This is a genomic window from Segnochrobactrum spirostomi, from assembly GCF_009600605.1.
GTDB classification, from domain to species: domain Bacteria; phylum Pseudomonadota; class Alphaproteobacteria; order Rhizobiales; family Segnochrobactraceae; genus Segnochrobactrum; species Segnochrobactrum spirostomi.
Genome location: NZ_VWNA01000001.1, coordinates 1,271,289 through 1,291,038 on the forward strand (window position 1 = coordinate 1,271,289; position 19,750 = coordinate 1,291,038).

Below are 19,750 nucleotides of genomic sequence, written 5' to 3' on the forward strand. Positions count from 1 at the left end.
GTGGAGATTTATGCTCCCGGGCTCACGGCAGCGCGACCCGGCAGACGCCGATCGGCCCGGCCCGCCCCCGCAGTTCGACCGCGCCGATCTCCTCGCAGACGATCTCCGGCGCGGCCGCCGCCACCACATCGCTGATGAGGATGATCACCTCGGCGTTGCAATCGACCACCTTGCCGAGCGATTCGAGGCGCGAGGCGACGTTGACCGGGTCCCCGATCGTGGTGAAGTTCATGCGCTCCTCGGCACCGAGATTGCCGACGATCACCTCCCCTGCATGGACGCCGATCCTGAGCCGCAGCGGCGGCCTGCCGTCGGCGACAGCGCGCCGGTTACCCGCCTTCAAGGCTTCGGCCATCGCCAGGGCGGCGCGGAGGGCGGCCTTCGACACCGGGCACCTCTCATTGTCGATCCACACCGCCATCAGGCCGTCGCCGAGGAACTTGTCGACCATGCCGCCTTCCGCCTCGACGCAGGCGACGAGTTCCGAGAAGTGCTGATTGAGAACGTGCGAAACTTCTTCCGGCCGCATGTGCTCCGACATCGTGGTGAATCCCACGAGGTCGGTGAACAGGATCGCCGCATCGTAACGGCGCGCCCGCGTCGCCTCCTCGAAGCCGTGCTCCATCATCCGCCGGACCAGTTGGCGCGGCACGTAGCGGGAGAACGCCTGCACCGCGTGCAGCATCCCGTTGAAGGCCCGTCCGCTCGCATTGAGCTCGGCGATGCGGCTCGGCGGCACCGGCCGGGCGACGTCGATCTCGAAGCGGGCGATATGGTCGGCCGAAGCGCTCAGGGCGCGCAGCGACCGGGCGATACGGCGCCCGAGGAAGATCGCGAGCCCGACCGCGAGCAAGGTCGCCACGACGCCGCCGATGATCGAGTTGATGAGCCGCGACGCCTCCTGAGAGACCTCCCGGGCCGGAATGTAGATGCCGGCGATCCAGGGCTTTTCGCCGATGCGCGGCACCACCGACGTGACGACGATGTAGTCGTCGCCGGGCGTGTCGACGTCGGCGATCTTGAGCCCGGTCTTGCCGAGGGGGCGGAACTGCACCTGGTTCGGCCCGGGCGCGAGGCGACGCAGAACGGGATCGTCGATGGCCCCGAGCGGCGCAGGGCCGTCCGCCGCCTGCATCGCCGCATTGAGGCCGTTGCGGGCCGCGTCGGAGTGCGCGAACACGCCGCCCGTCTCGCCGAGCATCAGGAAGACCGTAGCGCCGTCCTCATCGGCGATCTCCTCGACGATGCGGTTGAGGCTTTTGGCGGCGACGGCGGCGACGATGTAGCCGTCCGTCCGTCCATTGCGGATCAGCGGGGCCAGGACCGAGACGTAGATATTGTGCTCGTACATCCGGATCGGCCCCCAGACGGAAGCCTCGCCCGCCGGATATTGGCTGAATTCGGGGACCCGATCCGGAGGCACTTCGCTCTTCTCGATCTCGGCGGGGAACCTGCCCTGGGCATCGCGGTAGACCCGGAAAGCAGGGACATCCCCCTTGAACAGCACCATCGCCGACAAGGCCGGGGTGCCGGCGAGCAACCCCCGGAAGATGGAGCGCACCTCCGTCGTGTCGTCGAGCGAGAATCCGTCCTGGGCGTAGATGGCCGCCACGTCCTCAATGCCGGTGCGGACCGGCAGCAGCTTCGCGGTGAGGTCGTCGGAGAGCCCCCGCATGATCAGCTCGGCCTTTTCGCTCAGGAGCGAATAGGTGTTCTGGAAGTTCGAGGACGACGTGATGAGGAGGACGACGGCCAGCGCGGCGGCGACGAGCACGCCGTAACCGCCGCCGACCACCACGGCGATCGGCAGGGCCATGCGCGACGGCCGCCAGAACCGCCGCGGCCGCTCCCCGGTCTCGCGACCGGGAGGCGGAAGTTCCAGCGGCGATGCTTGCGACGCCGCCCCCGCGGACGCCGGGCCCCGGCCAGTCCCACCAGATGTCTGTGTCTCGTCTGCGGACGACACGCGCTCCAGCCTCACCAACCCACCGGCGGCCGGCCGATACGCCGCCGCTCCCCGCTCTCGGCCGCATCCCGCCGCAAAGCCCGCGGTCCGTTCGGCCAAGTGCTGGCAATCGCACGCATCAGTGCCTAAAACATGGCACCTCGCGCCGACCGCCAATCCGTCGGCGCCGCAACGAGGAGTTCGCCATGCAGCGTCACGAGGGTCAAGCCGTCCGTCTCGCCGATTACCGGCCGACGCCGTACGGGATCGAGACCGTTCACCTCGACTTCCGGCTGACGCCGAACGCGACCCTCGTCACCGCCCGCTCCGTCTTCGTCCCCCGGGAAGGCACCCCGCCTGGCGAACGCCTCGTGCTCGCGGGCGACGGCCTGACGCTGCGCGCGGTCGCGCTCGACGGCGAGACGCTCCCAGCCGACCGCTATCTGACGACGCCCGACGAGTTCATCCTGAAGTCGCCGCCGGCCGGCCGCTTCACCCTCGAGATCGCCACCGAGGTCGACCCGGACGCCAATTCGACGCTGATGGGGCTGTACCGCTCGAGCGGCAACTATTGCACCCAGTGCGAGGCCGAGGGCTTCCGCCGCATTACCTATTTCTACGACCGCCCGGACGTGCTCGCGGTCTACACGACGCGGATCGAAGGGCCGAAGGCCTCACTCCCCGTCCTGCTCGCAAACGGCAACCTGATTGAAGCGGGCGACGTCGCCGGCACCGACAACCATTTCGCCGTCTGGCACGACCCGTTCCCGAAGCCGAGCTATCTGTTCGCCATGGTCGCCGGCGATCTCGGCTTGGTGCGCGACAGCTTCGTCACCGCGTCCGGCCGCACCGTCGATCTCAGGATCTATTGCGAGCACGGCAAGGAAGCGCGCTGCGCCTACGCGATGGATTCCCTGAAGCGTTCGATGCGCTGGGACGAAGTGGCGTTCGGCCGTGAATACGACCTCGATATCTTCATGATCGTCGCCGTGTCCGACTTCAACATGGGCGCGATGGAGAACAAGGGGCTCAACGTCTTCAACGACAAATATGTTCTGGCGGCGCCCGAGACCGCGACCGACCAGGATTATATGGGCATTGAGGGCGTCATCGCCCACGAATATTTTCACAACTGGACCGGCAACCGCATCACCTGCCGCGACTGGTTCCAGCTCTGCCTGAAGGAAGGCCTGACCGTCTTCCGCGACCAGGAATTCTCCTCCGACGAGCGCTCCCGGCCGGTGAAGCGCATCGCCGACGTGCGGCTTCTGCGCGCCCAGCAATTCCCCGAGGACGGCGGCCCCCTCGCCCATCCGGTGCGGCCCGACACGTACCGCGAGATCAACAACTTCTACACGGCGACCATCTACGAAAAGGGTGCCGAACTGATCCGCGCATTGAAAGCCCTGATCGGTGCGGAGGCGTTCTGCCGCGGCATGGACCTCTATTTCGAGCGCCATGACGGCGACGCCGCGACGATCGAGGATTTCGTCACCTGCTTCGCCGAGGCGTCGGGCCGCGATCTCGGGCCGTTCCTGCGCTGGTATTCCCAGGCCGGCACGCCGCGCGTGACCGCCCGCACGGCCTACGACGCGACCGCACACACCTTCACGCTCGAGCTCGAGCAGACCTGCCCGCCGACGCCGGGCCAGCCGCTGAAGCAGCCGGTGCCGATCCCGATCCGGTTCGGCCTCGTCGGTCCGGACGGGTCGGACCTCCCTTATGAGCGGGCGACAGGTGCGGCGATCGTCGACGGCGTGATCGATTTCAACGAGGCCCGGCAGCGCATCATCTTCGAAGGCGTGGCGGCGCGCCCCGTTCCCTCGCTCCTGCGCGGCTTCTCCGCCCCAGTGATCCTCGACAGCGACCTGACGGTCGAGGACCGGCTGTTCCTGCTCGCGAACGACCGCGACCCGTTCAACCGCTGGGAGGCGGCGCAGACGCTCGCCGTCGGCTTCCTCAAAGATGCGACCGCCGCCGCGGCCGCCGGCCAGCCAGTCGAGGTCGATGGCGCGTTCGTGCAGGCGCTCGGCCGCCTCGCCATCGACGACAGTCTCGACCGCGCCTTCCGCGCCCTCGCGCTGCAATTGCCGAGCGAGGCCGACATCGCCCGCGAGATCGGCACCGACGTCGATCCCGATGCCATCGCGACCGCCCGCCTCGCCTGGCGGACCACCATCGCGACGAGCCTTCAGGACGCCTTCACCGCGCTCTACCGCTCGCTCTCGACCAACGAGCCGTTCCGCCCGGATGCCGAGGGCGCCGGCCGGCGCGCGCTGCGCAACGTCATGCTCGATTATCTCGCCCTCGCCGAGGGCGGGCCGATCGTCGCCAAGGACCATTATGACGGCGCCGACAACATGACCGACCGGCTCGCCGCGCTCACCGCCCTCGTCTTCACCGGCGCGGATGCGGCGAACGCCGCCCTCGCCGATTTCTACCGGCGCTTCGAGACCGACGCTCTCGTGCTCGACAAATGGTTCGCCGTGCAGGCCGCGGCACCCGGGGCGGACACGCTCGCCAAGGTCAAGGCCCTGACCCATCATCCCGCCTTCTCGCTCTCCAACCCGAACCGGGTCCGCTCCCTCGTCGGCGCGTTCGCCTCGGGCAACCAGGCGCAGTTCAACCGGGCGGACGGCAAGGGCTACGATTTTCTCGCCGACATCGTGCTCGCCCTCGATCCGCGCAACCCGCAGGTCGCCGCCCGCCTCCTCAACGCATTCCGCTCCTGGCGGGCGCTCGAGCCCTCTCGGCGGACCAGGGCGGAGGCCGCCCTGCAACGGGTGGCGGCCACCACGCCGCTGTCGCGCGACGTCTCCGACATCGCAGCGCGCTGTCTCGAATAGGCTTTTCGGCCTCGGTTCAAATGCCGCCCAGTTCGGTAGGGCGGCGTTAACCATTTTTTCCGCATCCTGCCCTGGACAAGCGGATTCGCGTCGATTCAAATGGCGATGATTCGGGCGAATCAAACGCCGGAATCGTCACAGATTCAACGCATTCCGTAGGGATTTTCAGATGATGCGGGCGGAAGCCGCCGCCGCGTCTTCGCGGCGCCGTGCGCCCTGGACGGCGCTGCTAGCATGGAGGCCGAGCATGGTTTTCCGCGCCGTCCCCGCGGCGAAAACCGCCTCCGGCCCGGCGTTCTCCAGCGCCACGAGCCGGGCGGACGCACGCACCGGAGCGACGCCTGTCGCCTTGTCCGGCCATGCCCGCCTGCTCGCCGCCCCGGCCTATGCCCAGCTTGTCGCCAAGGAACCGCTGTTCCGCCGCGCGATCCCGATCCTCACCGTCATATTCATCCTCGTTATCGCCGGCTATCGCTGCGCCGCCTTGGTCACAGCCTACGAACAGGCCGACCGCGGCGCCCGCGACACCCTCTCGCTGCTCGCGATGTCGGCCACCGCGACCCTCGACGACCGGGCCTCGACCATCGACGGCGCGGCCGGAACCTTCGACGCCCCGACGGCCGGCCCCACGACCGTCCGCGCGGCGCCCCAGGGCAAGACCAAGGCCAAGGAGCCCGCGGGCGCCGAAGCCCAGATGACGCAGCCGGCCGCCCCGGTTGCGGCGTCGGCTCAATCGCGCACCGACGAGATCCGTGCCCGCCTCGATCAGGTGCTGCCGAGCCGGGCGACGGCCGACGGCCGCCAAATCCTCGTCACCAACGCCGACGGCACCATCGTCGTCTCCGACCCGGTGCGCAGCGACCTCGAAGGCCGCACTCTCGTCGACGTGCTCGGCGAATCCCAACCGCTGACGACCTTCGGTGCCCGCGCCGGGGTGCTCGAGCTGCCGCTCACCGACGGCACCGAGGCCTTCGCGACGGTGCACCACCTCGCCGACCAGCAGGGCATGGTCGCCGTACTGCAATCGACCGAGTCCGTGTTCGGCGCGTGGCGGCGGGACCTCTCTGCGAACGTGACGCTGTTCGTCTGCACCTCGGGCGTCATCCTCGTGCTCGTCTACGCCTTCTTCGCCCAATCGAACCGCGCCCGCTCCGCAGACACGATCTATGCGGCGACCCAGGTTCGCATCGACACCGCCCTGATGCGCGGCCGCTGCGGCCTGTTCGACTGGGACCTCGCCCGCGGCCGGATGTTCTGGTCGGCGTCGATGTACGACATCCTCGGCATGACGCCGAAGGACGACCTGCTCGGCTTCCGCGAAGTCTCCGCGCTCGTGCACCCGGAAGACGGCGACCTGTTCGCGCTCGCCGACGGGATGCTCGCGAGCGGCGCCGGCACCCTCGACCGCATGCTGCGCATGCGCCATGCCGACGGCCGCTGGATCTGGCTGCGCATCCGCGCCGAGCTCGTCTCCGAGGCCGACAGCGCGACCCCGCACCTCATCGGCATCGGCGTCGACGTCACCGAGCAGCGCGCGCTCGCCGAGCGCTCCGCCACCGCCGACATGCGCCTGCGCGACGCCATCGAGACCATCTCCGAAGCGTTCGTTCTCTGGGACACCGAGAACCGCCTCGTGATGTGCAACTCGAAATATCAGCAGCTCCACAATCTGCCCGACGAGGCGATGGTCGCCGGCACGGCCTACGACGTGGTGATGCGCTCGGCGAGCCAGCCGATCGTGACGACCCACATCCCGGCGGAAGGCCGTCCCGAGGAAGGCGCCCGCTCCTACGAGGCGCAGCTCGGCGACGGACGCTGGCTCCAGATCAACGAGCGGCGCACCAAGGACGGCGGCTTCGTGTCGGTCGGCACCGACATCACCGCGCTCAAGCGTCACGAAGAGCGCCTGATGGACAGCGAGCGGCGCCTGCGCGCCACCGTCGCCGATCTGCGTCAGTCGCGCCAGAAGCTCGAAAGCCAGGCCCGCCAGCTCGTCGAGCTCGCCGAGAAATATGCCGAGGAGAAGACCCGGGCCGAGGAAGCGAACCGCGCCAAGTCGGAATTCCTCGCCAACATCTCCCACGAGCTGCGCACGCCGCTCAACGCCATCATCGGCTTCTCCGAGATCATGACGCAGGGGATGTTCGGCTCGCTCGGCTCCGACAAATATGTCGAGTACTGCCAGGACATCCACCACAGCGGCAATTATCTGCTCGGCGTCATCAACGACATCCTGGACATGTCGCGCATCGAGGCGGGCCAGATCGATCTTTCGGTCGAGGCGGTCGATCTCGAGGAGGTCGTGCACGAGGCGACCCGCATCATGTCGCCGACCGCCTCGGAGAAGGGCATCCTGGTCGCCGCCGGCAACGCCAAGATCCGCATGAACGTCGACCGCCGGGCGATGAAGCAGATCCTGCTCAATCTGCTGTCCAACGCGGTGAAGTTCACGCCCCAGGGCGGCCGCGTCACCGTGCGCGCCCGGGCCGACAGCGACGGCGTCATCGTGGCGGTCGAGGACACCGGCATCGGCATTCCGAAGAAGGAAATCGCCCGCCTCGGCCAGCCCTTCGTCCAGGTCGAGAACCAGTTCACCAAGAGCCACAAGGGCTCCGGCCTCGGCCTCGCGATCGCCCGTTCCCTCGTCACGCTGCACGGCGGACGGATGGAGATCCAGTCCGAAGTCGGCGTCGGCACCGTCGTCACCGTCCACCTGCCGAAGGACCCGCCGCGCCGCGAACAGCAGCAGGCCGCCTGAGACGGGAACAAACCACCGCACGATTAAAATCGCCCTCGGGTTCATTCCCGGGGGCGATTGCGTTTTGGGGAAATGGCAACGTCGAGTGCCGTCCACTGAACGGCAAGGTGCAGCCGAAACTCTCAGCCGCGCGCACCCTCCCCTTCGCCCCGCTTGCGGGGAGAAGGTGCCCCCGAAGGGGGCGGATGAGGGGAAATTCTTCTTAAATCTGAATATGATGCGGTGGTTGCGAGCCCCTCATCCGGCCCTATCGGGCCACCTTCTCCCCATTCCATGGGGAGAAGGAAGCGGCGGCGAGCTCATAGGCAAGCCGCCGCTGGGTCACTATCCAGACGACAGCGTCCGCTCAGCCGCGCGGACGGTAAACGCCGGTCACGGGATCACGCTCGAGGGCGACGGCCTCGGGCTCCTGGCGCACCTTGACCCGGTGCGGGGCGAGGCGTTCCTCGACGCGCTCCATCTCGCGCTTGACGATGCGCCAGCCGATCAGGGCGGCCGCTACGGCGCCGAACAGGACGATCTGAGGCATGGCGCTTCCCTTCGCGGATTCCCTTGGCTCGGACATGGCAGCAATCCTCGCGAGCGATCTGGGCGATCTCAGGGCACGCGGCGGGTGCTTCTCCAACCGCGCAGCGCCGCGCCGGTTCCCGTCAGAGGCCGTAGCGCGACCACAGCGCCCGCTCTTCGAGGACACCGAGAGTTTCACCGACCGCCGCCTCGATGCCAAGCCCCCGCGCCCGGCGCCACGGAAAGCCGCGCTCGCCGGAGATCACCCGGAGCCGCACCGCGTCGCCGAAACGCTCCCGCGCGAGCGTGCGCAGGTCCGACAGGCCGTCGACGAGCCCCAGCGAAAGCCCGGTGCGCCCGGTCCAGAAGAGGCCGGAGAACAGGTCCGGGTCGTCCGACAGGATGGCGCCGCGGCGCTCGCGCACCAGGGCGCGGAAATCCTCGTGAATGTCGGCCTGCAACGTCTTCAGATGGGCGACGTCGTCGGGCTGCTCGGGCCGGAACGGATCGAGGATCGCCTTGCGTGTGCCGGCGGTGTGGACGCGGCGCTCGATGCCGAGCCGGTCGATCAGCCCGACGAAGCCGAAGCCCTGGGAGACGACGCCGATCGAACCGACGACCGAGGACGGATCGGCATAGATCTCGTCGGCCGCGACCGCGATCATGTAGCCACCCGAGGCCGCGACGTCCTCGACGAAGGCGAGAACGGGCTTGCCCTTCTCCTGCGACAGCGCGCGGATGCGGCGATGGATCAGATGGGACTGGACGGGTGAGCCGCCGGGCGAATTGATCAGGATCGCGACCGCCGGGGCCGTCTTGATCGCAAAGGCCCGCTCCAGCGGCCCGGCGACGGAGGCGAGCGAGACGCCCGGCCGCAGCGGTGCGTTGATGCCGATGGCACCCGAGATGCGCACGACGGGCAGCGTGACCGCCTTCGATCCGAACCAGCCGGGAAGAAGGGCGCGCAGGCGGTCGAGCATTGCTGTCTCCTCAAAGGCAGGGCCCCGGGCGCGCGATCCCGTGTCGCACGAGCCCAAGTCGCGTGAGCCCAAGTCGCACGAGCCCAAGTCGCACGAGCCCAAGTCGCATGAGCCCGGAGAGGGGACAGGCCGACGCATCGCCGGCCCATCGGTTCACCGCCAGAGATGGCGTGCCGCCGCGGCCGGAGCAAGCCGGACGGCGGTGGCGGTGTGCGGCACCCGAGGGACGGCGCCGCGCAGCGCGCTCAATGATAGCCCTCGCCGGGCCGGACCTTGCCGCGGAAGGTCCAATAAACGAACGCGGTGTACATGAGGATGAGCGGCAAGAGCGGCACCGCGCCGAGCAGCATGAACATCTGCGAATCGGGGGCGGCAGCCGCGTCCCACACCGTCAGCGTCGGCGGCACGAGATAGGGATAGTTCGAGATCGCGAGCCCAATGAAGCAGAGCAGGAAGAGGCCGACGGACGTCGCGAAGGTGCGCAGGCCGAGCCCGCGGTCGATCGCCCGCCAGCCGATATAGCCGAGCAGCAGCGTGACGAGCGGCACCGGCCACAGCAGGTAGATCATCGGCGCCGAGAACCAGCGGTCGGAAATCCGCGGCACGCCGAGGGCGGTCCAAAGGCTGACGACGACGATGAAGACGAAGAGGCCGACGAAGGCCGGCCGCGCCCAGCGCCGCGCGTGGGAGGCCAGCGCCCCCTCGACCCGCATCATCAGCCAGCCCGAGCCGAGCAGCGCGTAACCGCACACGAGCCCCAGGCCGCAGACGATCGAGAACGGGCTGAGCCAGTTGAACGGGCCGCCGGCGTAGCTGTTGTCGGCGACCACGATGCCGTCGATGACGGTGCCGAGGATGAGACCCTGGCAGAACGCCGCCACCGTCGAGCCGCCGGCGAACGCAATGTCCCACCACCTGTGGTTCGGCTTGGAGACGAAGCGGAATTCGAAGGCCACCCCGCGGAAGGCGAGCGCCAGCAGCATCACGATGACGGGGAGGTAGACCCCCGGCATCAAGATCGCATAGGCCTTCGGGAAGGCGACCCAGAGGCCGCCGCCACCGAGGATCAGCCACGTCTCGTTGCCGTCCCAGAACGGGGCGATCGAGTTCATCATCTGGTCGCGCTCCTCCTCGTCCTTGGTGAACGGGAAGAGGATGCCGACGCCGAGATCGAACCCGTCGAGCAGCACGTAGAGCGCGACCGCCGTTGCGATCAGAAGACCCCAGATGACCGGAAGGTAGAACTCCATGAACAGCATGTGAGGTCACTCCCCGGGGTGCATGGCGGTGCGGCCGGCATCGTGCGCGGCCGAGATGGGGCGGCGCAGACCGTCGTCGCCCTCGCCCTCGTCGGCGTGGCTGACCGAGGCCGGTCCTTTGTTGATCAGCCGGTTGATGTAGTAGATGCCGGCCGAGAACACGATCGCGTAGACGATCACGAAGAGCACGAGAGAGAATACCAGCGAGCCGACCGGAACCGGCGAGATGGCATCGGCGGTGCGCAGAATGCCCGTCGCGATCCACGGCTGACGGCCGATCTCGGTGACGAACCAGCCCGCGATCACCGTGACGAAGCCGATCGGCCACATCAGGCTCACCGCCTTGAGATAGAGCCCGGCCGAGAACAGCCGTCCGCGCGCCCAGAGGATCCCGCCGACGACCACGGTGAGGAGCATCAAGGCCCACAGGCCGACCATGATGCGGAAGCCGAAGAAGGGCGGCAGCAGCGGCGGCCGGTCCTCAGGCGGGAACGTCTTGAGGCCCGGGAACGTGCCGTCCCACGAGCGGGTGACGATCAGGCTGCCGAGGTGGGGAATGGCGATCTGGAAGTCGTTCGTCTCGGTCGCCTCGTTCGGGATCGCGAAGACCACGAGCGGCACGCCGGCGCCGGGCGTCTCCTCGCCGCCCCAGTGGGCTTCGATCGCCGCGAGTTTCGCCGGCTGGTGATCGCGCACGAGCTCACCGGCGGTGTCGCCGACATAGCCCTGGATCGGCACCAGCACGATGAGGAGGCCGAGCGCCATCTTCATCGCCGTCTCCGCCTGGGCGATCGACTGGCCCTTGAGCCACCAGCGCGCGCCGACCGCGAAGACGACGAAGGCCGTGGTGATGAAGGCGCCGAGCACCATGTGGAAATAGCGGATCGGGAAGGTCGGGCTGAAGATGATGTCGAGCCAGTTCGCCGGATAGGCGATGCCGTCACGCATCTCGTGGCCGGTCGGGAACTGCATCCAGCTATTGGCCGACAGGATCCAGAAGGCCGAGATGCAGGTGCCGACCGCCACGATCAGGCAAGCCAGGAAGTGCAGCCAGGGAGGCACCCGGTTCCAGCCGAACAACATGATGCCGAGGAAGGTCGCCTCCAGGAAGAAGGCGGTCAGCACCTCGTAGCCGATCAGCGGCGCGACGACGTTGCCGACGACTTCCGCATACCGGCTCCAGTTGGTGCCGAACTGGTAGGAGAGCACGATGCCGGACACGACGCCCATCGCGAACGAAACCGCGAAGACCTTGGTCCAGAACCGGGCGAGCTCGTGATAGCGGTCGTTCTTGGTGGCGAGCCAGATCCCTTCGAGCGTGGCGATCCACGCCGCGAGCCCGATCGTGAAGCTCGGGAAGATGATGTGGAAGGAGATCGTGAACGCGAATTGGACGCGCGCGAGGAGAACGGGATCGAGTTCCATCGGCCTTACCTGGTCGGGTCGAACCGCCGCTCTCCCCGGCCCCAACGGGCGGAATCAAACGTCGGCGCGACCGGGTCGCTTCGTTCTTCGCAAGAATTATAGGGTGCGCATCAATCTGCGACCGGCGCAAGAACGTCGCAGGGGCGCCGCACCGTCGCCTCAATCGGCGGCGCTGGCCGCGGCCCCGGTCAGGATCGCCCGCAACGCCCGGAAATCCCGCCATGCGAGCCGTTTCTGCAGCGGCTGACGCAACAGATAGGCGGGGTGGAGAGTCGCCATACACGGAATCGTGTGGTCCGGCAGGGCATAGCGTTCCCAGCGGCCGCGCAACTTCAGAATGCCGTCCGTCGAACCGATCAGGACCTTGGCGGAGGCCCCGCCGAGGAAGATCAGCACCTCGGGGGAGACGAGCTCGATCTGGCGGCGGATGAACGGCCGGCAGATCTCGGTTTCCTGCGGGCTCGGCGTGCGGTTGCCGGGCGGACGCCAGGGCACCACATTGGCGATGTAGATATTGGTGCGGTCGAGGCCGATCGCCGCCAGCATGCGGTCGAGCAACTGACCCGATCGGCCGACGAAGGGTTTGCCCTGAATGTCCTCGTCGCGGCCGGGCGCCTCGCCGACGAACATGATCTTGGCGGCCGGATTGCCGTCGGCAAAGACGAGCTGCGTCGCCGTCTTCTTCAGATTGCAGCCGTCGAACGCGCGCATGACGGCCTCGAGTTCGGCGAGGGTCGACGCCGAGGCGGCCGCGGCACGGGCGGTCTCGACCGCGGCCTCGTCCGGAACCACGGCGCCGGGGCCGGCGCCGATCGGCGGCACGGCGGGCGTCGGCCGAAGGCTCGGCAGCGGTGGAGGGGACGGTCGTGCGGCCGGAGTTGGCGGCGACACGGGGAAGGGACTTTCGAACGGGGCCTCGCCCGCAACGGTCGGCTGTGCCTCCCACGGCGCGCGCGGTGTTCGCGGAGCGCCCTCGGCCATCGCGGGCCGGCTCGCAGAGCGCTCGGGCGACGGCTCGGGGAGGCTGCGCGCCGCGAGGCGGTCGATGGCGACGTCGCCGACGACCCCGTCGACGCCCATCGCGTCGTACCATTCGACGAGGGCGACGAGCGCCCGCCGCTCCTCGTCGCTGAACGCCATGGCTCAGGCTCCGAGCCGGGAGACGAGGGTCGTCGGCACGTGCAAAGCGAGCAGCGCACCGGTGATCGCGCTGCCGCGGCCTTCGAGGAAGCGGCGCGACGGCGCCCGCGCCTCGGCATTGAGCACATGGAGCCTGCCGCGGCCGATGCGGCGGAACAGATCGATCTCCTCGCAGCGCGGCAGGTCGCGATGGCCGCCGAGGCGCTCGTAGAAGCGGCGTGGAATGAGCAGCGCCTGCTCTGGGGCCGGCAGCGCGAACAGCCGGCTCGCGATGCGCACCCGCCATTCCGCGGCCCGCGCGGCGATGCCGAGTTCATCGAGGCCGAAGCGGAACATCGCCGCCGCCTCGCCGCCCGACCGATCCACGCGCTCCATGAAAGCCGCCGCCTGGGGCTGCCAGCCGGGCGCCAACGCCACGCCGGGTCGCAGGAACAGAAGCCACGAGCCGCGCCGACCCCGCTCGACCCCCGCGCGATACCGCGCGGAAAGCGAACCCGGCTCGGGTACCAGCGTGCAGCCGGCCTCGTCGGCGAGACGCGCGATCGGACCGTTCCCGCCGCCGTCGAGCACGACGACCTCGCGCACGAACCCGTCTGCCGCCGCTTCCACAAGCGACACCAGCGTCTGCGCGAGGCACTGCTCGCCATCCGTGGCCGGAATGAGAACCGTGATCATCGCTTGGGTGTTTACACGCAAAAGACGGCAATCGCGAGGATTCGTGAGGGCTCCCGCTATGTTCTTGATTTGTTCCGATCCGCATCCTAGATTGAGGACATCGAAGACCACGCCCCGCCCGCCGGAGGTCACCGTGCCGCCCGTCTCGCTCGCTGTTTCCGCCTCGGCCCGGCGCAGGGCCCCCACGATGCTCCCCCGCGGGATCGCTTCGACGATGCCGATCCGACCATCCAGCCCGCAGCCTCGGGGGCCGTCGGCATCGCCGAAGACCGCCGCCGCGGCCGCGGCGCCGGGATCAACCCGACCGGCCGGTTCGAACCGGAAACGCGGGAGATCCTCGACGACGGCTGGGGTTCGGTTGAGGAATTGCCCGCCTTCCGGACCGAGGTTCGCGAGGAGCGGGCGCGCAGCCTGATCACCCGCAACGAATCCCCCGACATCAGCTTCGACCGCTCGATCAACACCTATCGCGGCTGCGAGCACGGCTGCATCTATTGTTTCGCGCGGCCGAACCATTCTTATGTCGGCCTGTCGGCGGGGCTCGATTTCGAGACCAAGCTGTTCGCCAAGGTGAATGCCGCCGAGGCCCTGGAGCGCGACCTTTCGGCCCCGAACTACCGCCCGCAGGCGATCGCCTTCGGCACCGCGACCGATCCCTATCAGCCGATCGAGCGGGAGCGGCGGCTCACCCGCGCCGTGCTCGAGGTGCTCGCCCGCACCAAGCACCCGGTCGGCATCGTCACCAAGTCGGCCCTCGTCACGCGGGATATCGACATCCTGGCGCCGATGGCGGCCCAGGGCCTCGTCAAGGTCGCGATCTCGGTCACCACCCTCGACCGCAAGCTCGCCCGGGCGATGGAGCCCCGCGCCTCGACGCCCGAGCGGCGGCTCGCCGCCATCAAGGCTTTGTCGGACGCCGGCATCCCGACCACGGTGATGACGGCGCCGGTCATCCCGGCGCTGAACGACAGCGAGATCGAGGCGATCCTGGAGGCCGCCCGCGAGGCGGGCGCGACGGAGGCCGGCTACGTCCTCCTCCGACTGCCGCTCGAAGTCTCCGACCTCTTCAAAGAATGGCTGGTGCGCGAATATCCGCACCGCTTCCAGCACGTCATGTCGATCATCAGGGCGATGCGCGACGGCAAGGACTACGACGCGAGCTTCGGCAAGCGGATGAAGGGGTCCGGCCCGTATGCCTGGACGCTCGGGCGCCGCTTCGAACTCGCGGCGAAGCGGCTCGGCCTCAACCAGCGCAAGCTGAAGCTCCGGGCCGACCTGTTCGAGCCGCCGGTGCGCGGCGGGGCGCAGCTCAGCCTGTTCTGACGGCCGCGGCCCGGCCGCCTCGGGTTGCGAATCGGGTGGGGCCGGCGCACTTTCGCGGCCCATGAGCATCGCCGATGTCCCCTCGCCGTCCGCCAAGAGGCGCGGCCGGCCGCCGGCCGGAAAGAGCGCCCGCCCGTCCGGCGAGCGGCCTCCGGCGCGCGCGGACTTCGCCTTCGATCGGCTCTACGCGGCGCGCATCGACGGCCCCCTGTGCGGGGTCGACGAGGCGGGCCGCGGCCCATGGGCCGGGCCGGTCGTCGCGGCGGCCGTCGTGCTCGATCCGAACAATGTGCCGGCCGGCCTCGCCGATTCGAAGCAGTTGAAGGCCGAGACGCGGGAAGCCCTGTTCGCCGAGATCCTGGCGACGGCCGACGTCGCCGTCGCCGTCGCCTCCCCCGTCGCATCGATTATCTCAACATCCGCGGCGCGACGCTGTGGGCAATGACCCAGGCGGTGCGCGGCCTCTCGGAGCGACCGAAGCTCGCCCTCATCGACGGCATCGACGTGCCCCACGGCCTGCCTTGTGCGGGCGAAGCCATCGTCGAGGGGGACGCCCACTCCGCGGCGATTGCCGCCGCCTCGATCGTCGCCAAGGTCACCCGCGACCGCATGATGGTCGTGCTCGGCTCCGATCATCCGGGCTACGGCTTCGAGAACCACAAGGGCTACGGTACGCCGGAGCACCGGCTCGCCCTTCAGACGCTCGGCGTCACCGTGCACCATCGGCGCAGCTTCGCCCCGATCCGCGATCTCGTCGTCCTCCTCTGAGCATCGATCGGACCGGGCGCAGCCGCCATCGCCAAGGCGGCGTAGGCGGTCGCGTTTTCAGCGGCAGACCGAGCGGCCTTCGCGCGCTCCCCTCGGCCCCCGCAACGCGAAAGGGCCGCGCGGTCGCCCGCACGGCCCTCCCAAATCTCGCTTGAAGGGGCGCCTCTACTCTGCCGAGCCGAGCGGCAGCGCCGGCTCCTCGCCGCCCTCGGCGGAAGCGTTGCGGCGCGTGCCGCGGCCGCGGCTACCGCGCACGCGGCGGCGAATCCGCGGCGCCGCGTCGTCTTCACCGGAGGCCTCGGTGTTCGCCCCTTCGGCCGCGGCCTCGACGGGCTCGACGGCCACCGGCTCGGGCGCCGGGGCGTTGACGGTGCGGGGGCTCCGGCGCGCGCGGGGGGCCGGCGTCGCCGCCACCGGCTCAGCACCGACCGGCTCGATCGCGTCCGGCAGCACGGGCGCCACCGGCGCGGGCTCCGGCTGGATCACCGGGCCGTTGACCGCCGCCACCGGGCGCAGATCGGCACCGCCGATATCGGGCTGCGGACCGAGGCCGGGCACGGCTTCTTCGTTGTAGAGGGGGCGTTCGCGCGGCTCCCGTGGCGGGCGCTGATAACCGCCCTCGCCGTTCATGCCACCACGGCCGAAGCGGCCGTAACGCTCCTGGCGGTCGCCGCGCTCCGGGCGATCCTGGCGTTCCGGGCGATCGGTGCGTTCCGGGCGATCACCGCGCTCGTAGCGGTCCCCGCGATCCTGACGCTCGCCCCGATCCTGACGCTCGCCACGCTCCGGACGGTCGCCACGGTCCTGGCGCTCGCCACGGTCCTGGCGCTCGCCGCGATATTCGTCGCGGCCGTTCTCGCGCGGGGCCTCCGAGCGGGGCTCCAGGCGCGGTTCCCGCGCCGCGGCGCTGAACTCGTCCTCCTCATCGCGCAGGTCGTCCTCGCGGACGAACACCTGGTGCGGCGACTGCGCCTGCGCCGCGGCGATGATGCGGTAATAGTGCTCGGCGTGCTGGAAATAGCTCTCCACCATCACCGTGTCGCCGGACGCCTGGGCGTCACGGGCGAGCTGAACATATTTTTCAGCGATATGGAGCGCGGTGCCACGGATCTTCACATCGGGCCCGTTCGACTCGTAGGTCCGACTCAACGGGTTGGGCCCTTTGCGGTTGTTGTTGCTGTTATTGTTATTGTTGTTGTTGCGGCCCCGGAGGCGCTTGTTGGGATTTCCCTGTCTCATCCGATCGCTTCTCTACACGAAGGGGCCGCGCGCGCCGGGGATCGTCCCGACCTGTCGGTCACCCGCTCGACGAGGTGAAGCCGCCGTGCGCCGTCAGCGTCTGCCCGGCGCTCCGCCTCGCTATGATTCGCCGCATCGCGGCGTCTCCGAGAGCCACCCGCTCCGTTCGGACCGGACGGCTCTTGATCACGTTGCTCTGGCTGCCCTCTTCACGAAGCGCTCGTCGCCTCTCCCGGACAAACCAAAACCCGTCGGGCGAGGCCTACGCGGCCGGCGTCCCTCGGGTTTCTCTTCCATCCACTGCCTGGCCCGGCTGTCTTGATCGGCCCAGAAAACAGTGCGATATCAACCGCTTGACCACTGCGCGTGGCCGAAATCTCAAGCCCGTATTCCGGGTTCGCGCCCGGGGGTCGGAGCGGAACCGCCCCCACAGTCGACGCTTCCCAAAGGCTGCAGACGAGAAGCCCGAAGCAAGACCAAACGATAACACCCCGAGGACGAAGACCTCGGGTGGACGACCCGTCTGGCTTTCGGTCGCCGCACCGCGTCCGCGAACAACCGCGGCCGTGAACACAGTCCCCGTTGCGTCCGAAACGGTGCTGATCCGCGTAGCTTCAGAAATCCAGTCGCTTGAGCCGCGCGACAGACCACTTCGGAGGACCGACCTTCCTCCCGACCGTGGCGCTGCGACAGCCGATCTGCGATGAGTGCTTCCCGTTGCCGGGCCCTCGGAGCGAACCGCGATCCGCTCGCTGGACATCCTGTCCGGAAATCGCCACCCCCGTTGGTAACGATCGTCCGTGAACCTGCGTCGGCGACCGGAAATTAGCCGCTTCGGCGTCGATTTCCAAGGGCTTTTTCCAAGCTTTGTCAGCTTGCAAGCCTTTGTCAGCGTTCCGCCGAACCGGGCCGACGCCCGCTCACGACCCGCGCCCGGCCTCCGAGATCGAATCGGGTCCCGATCTCCACGAAGCCGGCCGCACCAAGAATCGATCGCACGTCGCCTTCTTGATCCCACCCGATTTCGACAAGGAGATGACCATCGTGACGAAGGGCGCGAAAAGCTTCGTTCGCGATCAGCCGGTAGGGCTCCAGCCCATCGGCACCGCCATCGAGCGCCCGCAGCGGATCGAAACGGCGGACCTCCTCCGCGAGGCGACCGATCTCCGCCGTCCGAATGTAAGGTGGGTTCGAAATCACGAAATCCAACCCCACGGCGAGCGTTGTCGCGAAATCAGCGACTGCCGGGAAGAAGCGGCTACCGACGCCGGCCGCGACGGCGTTCTCGCGCGCCGTGGCGAGGGCACCCGGCGCGAGGTCTATGGCGAGCGCCGCTGCATTCGGCAGTTCGGTCAGGAGTGCGACTGCGATCGCGCCGGTTCCAGTGCCCACATCGGCGAATCGCAGCAGCGCCTGGCGGTCGCGAACGAGCGCGAGCGCCGCCTCCACCAAGGTCTCGGTGTCGGGACGCGGTTCGAGCGTGTCAGCGGAGAGACGGAAGGTGAGCCCCCAGAACTCGCGCCGCCCGAGAATGCGGCCGACCGGCTCGCCCGCGAGGCGCCGCGCCGCGAGGGCTTCTGCCCGGGCGCATTCATCGGCGTCGAGCGGCCGGTCGCCACCGAGCACGATCCGGTCCGGATCGAGGCCCGCCGCTTCGGCGACGAGCAGGCGGGCGTCGAGGTCGGGCGTGTCGAGCCCGGCAGCTCGGAAGCGGGCGCGGACGTCCGCCAGAACCACCGAGAGCAACCGAGCCTCCTGCGCCACGGCTCAATCGTCCTCGGCGGCGGCGAGCAGCGCGGCCTGATGGTCGGCTGCGAGCGCGTCGACGATCTCGTCCAAGGCCTCGCCGGAGATCACTTGGTCGAGCTTGTAGAGGGTCAGGTTGATGCGGTGGTCGGTCACCCGGCCTTGCGGAAAATTGTAGGTGCGGATGCGTTCGGAGCGGTCGCCGGAGCCGACCTGGCCGCGCCGCGAGGCGGCGCGCTCCGAATCGAGCCGGGAGCGCTCCGCCTCGTAAATCCGCGAGCGCAAGAGCTGCATGGCCCGCGCCCGGTTCTTGTGCTGCGAGCGCTCGTCCTGGACGGCGACGGCGATGCCAGTCGGGATGTGGGTGATGCGGACCGCCGAATCGGTGGTGTTGACGTGCTGCCCGCCGGCCCCGGACGAGCGGTAGAGGTCGATACGGAGATCGCCGTCGTTGATCGCCACGTCGACGTCCTCGGCCTCGGGCAGCACGGCGACCGTCGCCGCCGAAGTGTGGATGCGGCCGCCCGATTCCGTCGCCGGCACACGCTGCACCCGGTGCACGCCCGATTCGAACTTGAGCCGCGAGAACACGTTCGGCCCGGTGATCGAGGCGATCACCTCCTTGTAGCCGCCCGCCTCGCCCTCGCTCGCGGAGATGAGCTCGACCTTCCAGCCGTGCAGGTCGGCGTAGCGTTGGTACATGCGGAAGAGGTCGCCGGCGAACAGAGCGGCCTCGTTGCCGCCGGTGCCGGCGCGCACCTCCAGGATGGCGCTCTTGGCGTCCGCCTCGTCGCGCGGCAGCAATGCGAGCCGGATTTCATGGCCAAGCCGCTCGACGGCATCGGCCTGGCCGGGCCGCTCGTCCTCGGCGAGGGCGCGCATCTCCGGGTCGGTCGCGGGATCGGCGAGGAGGGCGTCGAGATCGGCGAGTTCCTGCTCGGCCGCCCGAAGCGCCGCGACGCGGGCCACCACCGGCGCAAGGTCGGCGTGCTCGCGGGAGAGCTTCACGAAGGTCTCGGAATCCGCCCCCGTGGCGAGGCGGTCCTCGATGTAGGCGAAGCGGGCGGTGAGAGCGTCGAGCTTGTCGCGGGCGAGCATGGTGGAAGGCATAATCTTATGAGGGCGCGGCGCAAGCCCGC

The 19,750-nt window shown here is 69.1% G+C and carries 13 protein-coding genes and 1 pseudogene; 4 read left to right on the forward strand and 10 right to left on the reverse strand.

Annotation, left to right across the window (positions count from 1 at the left end; all coding sequences use genetic code 11):
• Nucleotides 1-22 precede the first annotated feature (22 nt).
• Nucleotides 23-1,816, reverse strand: a complete 1,794-nt coding sequence (locus F0357_RS05665) for an adenylate/guanylate cyclase domain-containing protein (RefSeq protein ID WP_153479473.1) — start codon at nucleotides 1,814-1,816, stop codon at nucleotides 23-25.
• Nucleotides 1,817-2,151: 335 nt separating this feature from the next.
• Between F0357_RS05665 and pepN the strand changes: the two genes are divergently transcribed.
• Nucleotides 2,152-4,791, forward strand: coding sequence for an aminopeptidase N (gene pepN / locus F0357_RS05670; RefSeq protein WP_153479474.1), 2,640 nt, complete (start codon nucleotides 2,152-2,154; stop codon nucleotides 4,789-4,791).
• Between the two features lie 247 nt (nucleotides 4,792-5,038).
• Nucleotides 5,039-7,549, forward strand: coding sequence for a PAS domain-containing sensor histidine kinase (locus F0357_RS05675; protein WP_246161368.1), 2,511 nt, complete (start codon nucleotides 5,039-5,041; stop codon nucleotides 7,547-7,549).
• A gap of 346 nt (nucleotides 7,550-7,895) precedes the next feature.
• Here the strand turns inward: F0357_RS05675 and F0357_RS05680 are convergent, their stop codons facing one another.
• From F0357_RS05680 to F0357_RS05705, 6 genes are all read right to left on the reverse strand, one after another.
• A complete protein-coding gene (locus tag F0357_RS05680) occupies nucleotides 7,896-8,078 on the reverse strand; it encodes a hypothetical protein (protein ID WP_153479475.1) in 183 nt (60 codons plus the stop codon).
• 121 nt (nucleotides 8,079-8,199) lie between these two features.
• Nucleotides 8,200-9,036, reverse strand: a complete 837-nt coding sequence (locus F0357_RS05685; RefSeq protein WP_153479476.1) for a S49 family peptidase — start codon at nucleotides 9,034-9,036, stop codon at nucleotides 8,200-8,202.
• 245 nt (nucleotides 9,037-9,281) lie between these two features.
• Nucleotides 9,282-10,286, reverse strand: coding sequence for a cytochrome d ubiquinol oxidase subunit II (gene cydB / locus F0357_RS05690; protein WP_153486236.1), 1,005 nt, complete (start codon nucleotides 10,284-10,286; stop codon nucleotides 9,282-9,284).
• A gap of 15 nt (nucleotides 10,287-10,301) precedes the next feature.
• Nucleotides 10,302-11,720 (reverse strand): cytochrome ubiquinol oxidase subunit I, encoded by a 1,419-nt coding sequence (locus F0357_RS05695; protein WP_153479477.1) that lies wholly within the window; start codon nucleotides 11,718-11,720, stop codon nucleotides 10,302-10,304.
• 159 nt (nucleotides 11,721-11,879) lie between these two features.
• Nucleotides 11,880-12,860, reverse strand: coding sequence for a uracil-DNA glycosylase (locus F0357_RS05700; RefSeq protein ID WP_153479478.1), 981 nt, complete (start codon nucleotides 12,858-12,860; stop codon nucleotides 11,880-11,882).
• Nucleotides 12,861-12,863: 3 nt separating this feature from the next.
• Complete coding sequence (locus F0357_RS05705) at nucleotides 12,864-13,535, reverse strand: glycosyltransferase family protein (protein ID WP_153479479.1); 672 nt, start codon at nucleotides 13,533-13,535, stop codon at nucleotides 12,864-12,866.
• 228 nt (nucleotides 13,536-13,763) lie between these two features.
• Here F0357_RS05705 and F0357_RS05710 point away from each other — a divergent pair, with 228 nt between their 5' ends.
• A complete protein-coding gene (locus tag F0357_RS05710; protein WP_312861683.1) occupies nucleotides 13,764-14,858 on the forward strand; it encodes a PA0069 family radical SAM protein in 1,095 nt (364 codons plus the stop codon).
• Nucleotides 14,859-14,919: 61 nt separating this feature from the next.
• Nucleotides 14,920-15,626, forward strand: a pseudogene (gene rnhB / locus F0357_RS05715) (ribonuclease HII).
• Nucleotides 15,627-15,791: 165 nt separating this feature from the next.
• Here rnhB and F0357_RS05720 read toward each other — a convergent pair.
• The 3 genes from F0357_RS05720 to prfA all read right to left on the reverse strand — a co-directional run bounded on the left by F0357_RS05720 (nucleotide 15,792) and on the right by prfA (nucleotide 19,709).
• Nucleotides 15,792-16,865, reverse strand: a complete 1,074-nt coding sequence (locus tag F0357_RS05720; protein WP_153479480.1) for a DUF4167 domain-containing protein — start codon at nucleotides 16,863-16,865, stop codon at nucleotides 15,792-15,794.
• 888 nt (nucleotides 16,866-17,753) lie between these two features.
• Entirely contained in the window at nucleotides 17,754-18,629 is an 876-nt protein-coding gene (prmC, locus tag F0357_RS05725; RefSeq protein WP_312861466.1) for a peptide chain release factor N(5)-glutamine methyltransferase, read from the reverse strand.
• Nucleotides 18,630-18,632: 3 nt separating this feature from the next.
• On the reverse strand, nucleotides 18,633-19,709 hold the full coding sequence (prfA, locus tag F0357_RS05730; protein WP_153486245.1) for a peptide chain release factor 1: 1,077 nt from the start codon (nucleotides 19,707-19,709) through the stop codon (nucleotides 18,633-18,635).
• Between the last annotated feature and the right edge of the window lie 41 nt (nucleotides 19,710-19,750).